The following is an 8,905-nucleotide window of genomic DNA, read 5'->3' on the forward strand; positions in this document are numbered from 1 at the left end:
GGGGCTATTTGACGAAGAAGCAGGAATTTTTAGACCCATTTATCGCAACCGCAGTAGGGCAGTCTATTCTCGGACAGGCTCCTAGGAGCCTGTCGGACTCATGCTTTCGAGCATAAGTCCGACAGACCTCCCAGGGTAAGGTAATAAGAGCAATTAGATCATGGTAAACCCAAAGCCTATAGCAATGAACAGAGCTACCATCCACACGATGGGTAATTTCTTATGTTTTAGTAGATAAAGCCCCAGAACCACGACGGCAAAATCTACACCAGACAAAACCGCACTCGCGAACACAGGCTGATACACAGCAGAAAGTAGCAAGCCGACGACCGCAGCATTCACCCCTTTTAGCGCACCGCTGACTTTTGGTATCGCAGCTAGCTGATTCCAGTGCTTAAGAACTCCAAGCAACAACAGAAAACCAGGTAGGAATACAGCCAATGTTGCCATGAGTGCACCAAAGACAGGCATATTTGGCATCAGGTCATATCCAAGATACGTCGCAAAGGTAAACATCGGGCCTGGCACTGCTTGTGCGGCAGCATAACCAGTCAGGAATGCATCAGGACTTAGCTGATCGCCCACCAAGTTTTGTAGTAGTGGAAGAACAACGTGACCGCCACCAAATACCAGGCTACCTGCTTGGAAGAAACTGTTAAAAATATCGAGCTCTGAACTTAAATGGGCGACAAATGGCAAACCCGCAAACAGAGCAAAGAAAACAATCAGGGGAGTCCAGTTGGCTTTGAAGCGACCTTGTGATGGTTGGTTCTCTGATTGTAATGCGCGCATACCAATGAGCGCGGCGATGATCAGTACGGCGATCTGAGTAGCAATACCTGGAAAAATAAGTAGAGCGATAGCAGTAAAGACAAACAGTGCCAACCCTACTTTTTCTTTACAGAAATTGTTGTACATCCCCCAGGTAGCGTCTGCAACCACCACCACAGCTAAGAGTTTTAAGCCATGAATAACAGAGTCAAACCAAGTGAAGTCGGTTAACTCTGCACTAAGTGTTGCCAAGACTAGCATGATGATCAAGGAGGGAAGCGTGAAGCCAATAAAGGCAAGAATACCACCGAGTACCCCACCTTTTTTATACCCAACCGCGAAGCCCACCTGGCTTGAGCCTGGGCCAGGAAGAAACTGACTTAATGCGACTAACTGAGCGTATTCCTCATCGCTAAGCCAGTTGAGCTTCTCAACGAAGGTTTGCCGAAAGTAGCCAATGTGAGCCGCGGGGCCACCAAAGCTCACCCAGCCAAGTAAGAAAAAGGTTTTAAATAGCGAGAACATTATCTTCAATCTTGTGGTTAACCTGCCAGCAAAACAAGAATAGAATACCTAAAAAGTCATATATCCACCCCTGTCATGACAAGCAGGCCGATTTCCGGTGAATTTCCCCCAGTACCAATGGAAAATCATCGCTAACGAAAAAAGTACACAGCCCTTTGCATTTCGATCCAGAAGATAACTTTAACGACATAAAACATGATTTTTCCTACCACCTTAGAAGCAGTCTTAAAAGTCTGCCCGTAGCGAGGACTGCGAGAAATGGCGGATAAAAAGTTGCTTTTGTGAGGAGAATAGCGGGACTATTTGACGAACAAAAGCGACTTTTTAGACCCATTTATCGTAGCCGCGGTAGGAGCATGACTTTTAAGACTGCCTTAGCTTTGCTTTGAGTCCTCCCCCTGTTCAGAAATAATACCAATGGCCTTTTCTAGCTACCGTAATAATCATGGCAAGCTGGACGTCAGAAGAAAGCGAAATAACGAGTAAACCCTGGTATTATCAGGCGTTTCAACGCAAAACCAACATTCAGATTATTCGCGTAAAGGGTAGTTAGAACAGGCTATTGGTAGCAGATCGCAATCATCACACAGCTCACCAGCTCAATCAAGAACCACATTCATGTGCGCTAAAATACCACCCAACTCATCATTACTGTTGTAGGAAATCACCAGTTTTCCCTTACCTTTCGCGTTACTTTGAATAGCCACTCTCGCCCCGATTTTTTCAGCTAACTGCTCTTCAAGGCGTCGAATGTCAGGATCAACTTTATTTTTACGTTTACCACTTTTGTCATTTTTCTGCTGGTGTGACCGCACCAAGGATTCGGTCTGTCGAACAGATAGTCCTTTTGCGACAATAACGCGGGCAACTTCCAGCTGCTCTGATTCAGGCAGTGTCAACAGTGCTCTGGCGTGTCCCATTTCCAGATCACCATGCTCGAGCATTTTCTTGACCTCAGAACCTAACGACATAAGACGTAAAATATTGGTTACTGCCGTTCTGGACTTGCCAACCGCCTGTGCTACCTCTTGCTGGGTGAGTTCAAACTCCTTCTGCAGGCGTGAAAGCGCCACCGCCTCTTCAATGGGATTAAGGTCTTCGCGCTGGATGTTTTCAATCAACGCCATGGCAATGGCGGCCTCATCGGGCACATCACGAATCACAGCGGGAATATCCGCTAAACCCGCAATTTGCGCTGCACGCCAACGACGCTCACCGGCAATAATTTCATAACGATTGCCAGCAATAGAGCGGACAACAATAGGCTGCATCACACCCTGTTCTTTAATGCTCTCAGCCAGCTCTTCCAACGCCTCTGGGTGCATATCACGACGAGGTTGGTATTTTCCCCGTGAAATAAATTCTACCGGCAGGTGCTTCAGCTCAGTCTCCTGCTTACTGCTTCCAACAGCTGACGCTTCTGACGACAGCTCTTCAGCCATGGTTGGATTGATATTTGCTCCCCCCAACAATGCATTGAGGTTAGTACCTAAACGTTGCTTTGCCATAATTTAACGCATCCCTGTTTTCTTACCAGCCAGACCGGATTCATGCTTTTTCAGCAGTTCACCTGCTAAAGCGAGGTAGGCAATAGCGCCCCGGGAGTTTTTGTCGTATGCCAACACCGGCTTGCCATGGCTTGGAGCTTCTGCCAGCCTGATATTGCGAGGAATCACGGTTTTATACACCTGATCGCCAAAGTGGCTGATCAGCTGACGTGAGACTTCCGTTGTCAGACTGGTGCGAGGGTCGTACATCGTCCGCAGCAAACCTTCAATATGTAAATCCGGGTTAATCGTTTTTCGAATACCGGTGATGGTGTCCATTAAAGCCGTTAATCCCTCCAGCGCATAGTACTCACACTGCATGGGAATAATGACCCCTCTTGCTGCTACCATCGCATTCACAGTTAGCATGTTAAGCGACGGAGGACAATCAATCAGGATAAAATCATACTTGTCCAATACTGTCTCGAGTACATGTTTCAGGATGGACTCTTTATTATCCATTGTCATCATTTCGACTTCAGCTGCTGTCAAATCAGCATTGGATGGAAGGACATCAAACTCAACGCCTTCGCCACGGCAGATAACGTCTTCCAGCGGACTACGACCTGTCAGTACATGATACATCGACTTATCAAGGTTATGCTTGTTAACCCCACTACCCATTGTGGCATTTCCCTGAGGATCAAGGTCCAGCAGTAATACCCGCTTTCCTGAAGCCGCAAGGGACGCCGCCAGATTGACACTGGAAGTAGTCTTTCCCACTCCCCCTTTCTGATTGGTTATCGCAAGAATTTTTCCCACAACCGCCTGCCACCGTTTGTTACTTATTACGCAAAATCACAATATGACGCTCACCTTCACTGCCTGGAATCCGCAGGGAGATGGACTCTACCAGCTCAGTAGCAGTGTTTGCCGTCAGCTCAGTAAGCTCTTCCTCAGGATATAGCCCTTTCATGGCCAGATAAACACCTGATTGACGCAAAAGATGCTTTGTTCCCTGCACCATCGCCAATAAAGAGCTAAAGGCACGGGTCGTAATTTCATCAAATAATCTCTCTGGCGTGTATGCTTCTACCCTGGCATTAACCACGCTCAGGTTATTTAAACCCAACTCCAGCTTTGCCTGCGTCATAAAACGGGTTTTTTTACCGTTGCTGTCCAGTGTTGTAACTTGTCGCTCAGGGTACATAATAGCCAAAGGTATGCCGGGTAGCCCAGGACCTGATCCCACATCCAGAATGTTGTCGCCTTTAACGTGAGGGATAACACTTAAACTATCGAGAATATGACGTGACACCATTTCCACAGGGTTTCTAACAGCCGTCAGATTATAGGTTTTATTCCACTTTGCCAGCAACGCAACATACTGCGTGAGTCGTTCAGCCTGTTGTTCCGACAAGGAAAAACCCAGTATCTCTGCGCCCTGGCATATCTGATGGTGTAGTTGAGAGGGTGAGGACATGTCACAATCCGATAAGAAGTATAGCGGCAGATTGTAGGCTTGGTTACTATGAGAACACAAACGCATCAAGCCTTATTCTGACATCAAACCGACATCAAAGTGTAAAAAAAACCGGGTATTTTTGAGCCATTGAACAAATGGCTACAACACCTATAATCGCCTTTACTCGAGACACTCTATGCACTTCGATGCCTCAAACCTTTACCCGGTAAATCGCCTTTTTGCAGTATCAACACTGGCTCTGGCCATTGTGGGCTGTAGTTCTGATAATAACGATAACGGTAACAAAAGTTTTTCAACCATCAGCGAGATTCAGCAACAGAGTAAGGCCGGCTATGATGATGAAGGTAATTTTGTCCAAAGCCCTATTGATGGAAAAACCTTCACCGTTTCCGGGGTTGTGACAGCCCTGGCTCCTCGATTAAATCTTGACGACTATCAAGGAGATGAAGTCTGTAAAGGGGTTTACTTTATTCAAACCGCTGACCAGGTTACAAAAAACCCCGCTACCTCTAATGGTCTGATGATTTGCAACAACAGTAAAGAAGAGCTGGCCACAGAGTTTACTGTTGGAGACGCCGTAGAAATTACCGGTGAGGTTTATGAAGTATATAGTGAAACACAACTTCGTATAACCTCATCAGACGACACAATAAAACTGGATAACACAGGCTGGCAGGCAACGCCACACCTGATAACCGATGACATAACCCTTGATGATATCCACAATCTATACGAAGGCATGCTCATTCAGTTAGCCAACAATACATGGTACATCACAGACAACTATAACTTTGGTCGTTATGGTGAAATTGAGCTTGCTAAAGACAGCCCTCTGTGGAAGCCCACTAATCTTTACCCTGCCGAGTCTCACAAAGCTGTTGCCGAGCAACTTAAAAACGATAATAGTCGTTTAATAATCGATGACGGCATCAGCTCACAAAACACTGGTGATTTCACTTACTACCCGGAATTTAGCGCTGAAAACCCTATTCGCGTAGGAAATACAGCCGATAGCGTTATAGGTGTTGCCCGCTATGCGTACGGAAAAGTACAAGTTATACCGACTGTTGATATAACCTTTGGCGAAGGGATCAGTCCCAGAAGAGCCCCTCCAGAGCGACAAGAGAGTCAGCTACGCGTCGCCAGCATGAATGTGCTGAACTACTTTAATGGTCTCTATATCTCTGAAGGTAAAGTTGATTTTGACGAGTCAGAAGCCATTGATGCAAATGGAAACCAACATGAAAGCCGTGGGGCTGATTCAGCTGAACTGTTTACTCGCCAGAAAGATAAGATTATCAATGCCATCACCAGTATGGATGCCGATATCGTCGGACTGATGGAAATCGAAAATGATGGTTTTGGTGAACACAGTGCCATTCAGGATCTGGTTGATGGTCTTAATGACAAAAGTGATCGAGAATACACATTCGTTGACTATACAGGACAGGACAACGGTCAAATCGGCACCGATGCAATCACTACAGGATTATTATACGACAAAAAAACAATAAGTAGCGTTGGTAAGTCCAGCATTATTACCTTACCTACTCAGCACTTTATCAACGTTGACAAGGAGAAAATCGTACAAGCCCAACGCCCTTCTTTTGTCCAAACCTTCGCCGATAATGTATCAGGCACTGAATTCACTATCGTTGTCAGTCATCTTAAATCAAAAGGCTCTGGCTGCTGGGAAGACGAACCAGAAAATCTGGTAGAAGACGGTCAGGAGCACTGCAACTCTTTCCGTATCTCTGCCGTCAACGAACTTGGGAAACACTTAAAAGAACGATTCAACCCTGATAGTGATCACCTTCTGCTTATTGGTGACTTTAACGCGTATACGCAAGAAGACCCTATGCTTCTGCTAACCAATAATGATGAAGCGCAAAGGCCATTAAAACCGGCAAGTCACTTATTTCTGGACGGCAAGCCCATGGGCGAAGAGGATCAAGAACTGGCGCCTTCGTTTGGCTATGTAAATCTGATGCCCTACACGCAACCATACAAGAAAACGTATTCTTATTCATACAACGGTGAACTAGGTAATCTCGACCATGCTCTGGCTTCCCCGGCATTTCTGGAAAACATCGTTAACGTACAGGAATGGCACATTAACGCTGCTGAATCCAACCTGCTGGACTACACAATAAAATACAAACCAGAAGATAAATTACAATCTCTATACGCTGATAACGCCTTCCGTTCTTCGGATCATGACCCTTTGGTGATAGATATCAGCTTTGCTAATGAATAGATAAATGTACGCCATTGCAATAGTAATGGCGTATTACATTATTTGACTGCCAATATGAGATTACTCCACCTGTGGCAATGAAAGCAGGCATTAATGATAGAATTTTGTTAGAGGCTGTCCTAGAAAAAGCACTACATTGATGTTTCCATGACAATACTATACCAGTGTTCTCTAACCTTTACATTGACAAACTCTTCAATATTTTCTTCTAGCCACTGTTGACGAGTCTGGGCAACATTCGATGCTTCTTCCAGTAATTCCTGCTCCGTTTCTCTGGCAAAATCAGCGTTCAAACTCTCCATCAATAACTCAGCGTTACTTTCCGCTTTAGAGTGACTGACAGAAAAGTTTTCATCATGCTGCTTGATAAAATTTAAAAACCCACTATCGGATTCCAGAATTTTCTGGAGATAGTTAATGAAATCAGCCTGATTATTACTACTGATTAAAAATTGATACTTAAACCTTTCCATGACGTCATAAGGTAATTGACCGATGGTAGAATAACGTTGTGTAATGTGATTTTCTGGAAACTTGCACACTGTTTCTGCCAGGTGATTCTTAACATAACCTCTAATTTCGGTTGACTCCCTGGAGGCAATCAAAGGCGTTCCATCATTAAAGCGAATTTCTCCAAGTGTTTTGAACAAAACACTCTCATTGAAGAATAATTTTAATTTACACAGTAACTGCAATAGTGAGAAGGGTCTGTTCTCACGATTAAGATCTTGACTTAATGCGACAAAGAGCATCCGTGTTTTAATCTGATCAATAATTTCCGATGTATGATCCTGACAATCTGTTTCTTCAGCGGCGTTAATCGTAGCGGTAATTTCTTCAGCAATTTCACCTAGCAAACCGTCAGGATATTCACCGAGGCTCTGAAGGATTTGTGCAAAAGATTGCTGAAACTCCTCCCGTCCAAAATTTGCCCGCTGAATCTTTCTATGGAGTTTTTGCAAAGCGTCAAGCTGTCGGCCTGATATTTTCCCTCGAAGATTTTCGATAAACGTATTACAGTCAGTCCCTGTGTTGTTACCCATAAATTGAGTCACTTCACTGTTGTCATTTCCATCTATTCTTTCTCTTCTTTCTCTTCTTCGATCCCACACTTCAGAGCCTATCCCATGAATTTGCCCTTCATAAATTCTTCTTCTATCGTCATCAGACTGAAACTCCATCTCATCTCTATGCCTTACCCCCTCACTCACGGGCTGTTGATATAACTTTGGGGTATCAGGAAGTGGCTGAGCAACCAGACTCTGTTCAAGGAAAGTCACGCGCGCTTGGCAATCATCAATAAACGCCTGCCCCTGACTCTCGAGAAGGTAGTTACATTGAGGGTAAAACTTACCGTGCATTTGAAGAACATTATCACTGGCCTCAACTAACTCGGGCCTCACAACTCCTCCACAACAATAGCATCGAACCTCTTTCCTGGCGGGAGAGAAATAAAATCCAGCTTCAGCCAATCTCAGGGAATTTCTATAATCATGGCCGTGTTTAGTCGTTCTAAAATCACGGAGATATCTACGAAAACGGCCACTGGTGAATGTGAAAAAACGATTTTCATATTCTGACCTGTCACTATTATAAACAATCTGGCTAGCGTTTATTGGGTCACCTCTCATTTCAGGAACCCGTTCGTTGGTAGTTTGGGATTGAGAAACGGGATTTATGGTGTCAATATCGTTAATCAACAGAAAGCATTGACGACAGTTAGTATCAGCAACAATCGCTTCTTTAATCTCTCTGTCACTCAGAGAAATGTCAAACCCAGGACAATATAAGTCTATATTTCTTTTAAAATTCCGTAACAAATAACGATTGGAAAGTAACGCATCTAATGTATCAAATTGTTCCAAACTACCGCTAATATGGCACTGATAATAAGGTGCCGCAGTGACAGTTCGTGAATTAAATATCGATGCGCTGGCACCCGAACTACCTGGCTGGAGTAAATGTTCTGATACTTGATTTTGTAAATTGCGATTATGGCGGGAACCCGATAAACCCCCACCATTAGAATATCCATAAGCCATAAATAAGCCTCTTTTCTGCTTCCAGCTTTCACCACCAGTTTCTTTAACTTGTTGACTTTAAATAATTAAAAAATCAATCCTATGTTCGATAGTAGAATTTGATTAAAAGAATTCCGTCACATCCTTTCGTCAGTTACGTCACGTCAGTAAAAGTCAGTTGTCATCTTCACCAGGAGCCTGACCGAGAATAGACTGCCCTACTGCGGTTGCGATAAATTGATCTAAAAATTCCTGCTTCTTCATCAAATAGCCCCGCTATTTTCCTCAGAAGCAGAAATTTTTATCCTCAATTTCTCGCAATCCTCGCTACGGGCGCTATTCTCGGTCAGGCTCCTAG

General features: G+C 44.4%; 6 protein-coding genes. 1 reads left to right on the forward strand and 5 read right to left on the reverse strand.

The genetic code is table 11. The features are described 5' to 3' along the window. Positions 1–153: 153 nt before the first annotated feature. From chrA to rsmG, 4 genes are all read right to left on the reverse strand, one after another. A complete protein-coding gene (gene chrA / locus V4C51_RS16025; RefSeq protein WP_330927189.1) occupies positions 154–1,296 on the reverse strand; it encodes a chromate efflux transporter in 1,143 nt (380 codons plus the stop codon). 599 nt (positions 1,297–1,895) lie between these two features. Beyond that, positions 1,896–2,804 carry a ParB/RepB/Spo0J family partition protein gene (locus tag V4C51_RS16030; RefSeq protein WP_330927190.1) on the reverse strand — a complete coding sequence of 303 codons (909 nt, stop codon included), beginning with the start codon at positions 2,802–2,804 and terminating at the stop codon, positions 1,896–1,898. Positions 2,805–2,807: 3 nt separating this feature from the next. Next, positions 2,808–3,605, reverse strand: a complete 798-nt coding sequence (locus tag V4C51_RS16035; protein ID WP_330927191.1) for a ParA family protein — start codon at positions 3,603–3,605, stop codon at positions 2,808–2,810. Positions 3,606–3,624: 19 nt separating this feature from the next. Next, positions 3,625–4,266: a 16S rRNA (guanine(527)-N(7))-methyltransferase RsmG gene (rsmG, locus tag V4C51_RS16040; RefSeq protein ID WP_330927192.1), complete on the reverse strand. Its 642-nt coding sequence runs from the start codon at positions 4,264–4,266 to the stop codon at positions 3,625–3,627. A gap of 178 nt (positions 4,267–4,444) precedes the next feature. Here rsmG and V4C51_RS16045 point away from each other — a divergent pair, with 178 nt between their 5' ends. Continuing rightward, positions 4,445–6,526 carry an ExeM/NucH family extracellular endonuclease gene (locus V4C51_RS16045; RefSeq protein ID WP_330927193.1) on the forward strand — a complete coding sequence of 694 codons (2,082 nt, stop codon included), beginning with the start codon at positions 4,445–4,447 and terminating at the stop codon, positions 6,524–6,526. 131 nt (positions 6,527–6,657) lie between these two features. Here the strand turns inward: V4C51_RS16045 and V4C51_RS16050 are convergent, their stop codons facing one another. Then, positions 6,658–8,568, reverse strand: coding sequence for a baculoviral IAP repeat-containing protein (locus tag V4C51_RS16050; protein WP_330927194.1), 1,911 nt, complete (start codon positions 8,566–8,568; stop codon positions 6,658–6,660). Between the last annotated feature and the right edge of the window lie 337 nt (positions 8,569–8,905).

Origin of the sequence: Candidatus Sororendozoicomonas aggregata (genome assembly GCF_031528575.1) — a bacterium.
GTDB classification, from domain to species: Bacteria; Pseudomonadota; Gammaproteobacteria; order Pseudomonadales; family Endozoicomonadaceae; genus Endonucleibacter; species Endonucleibacter aggregata.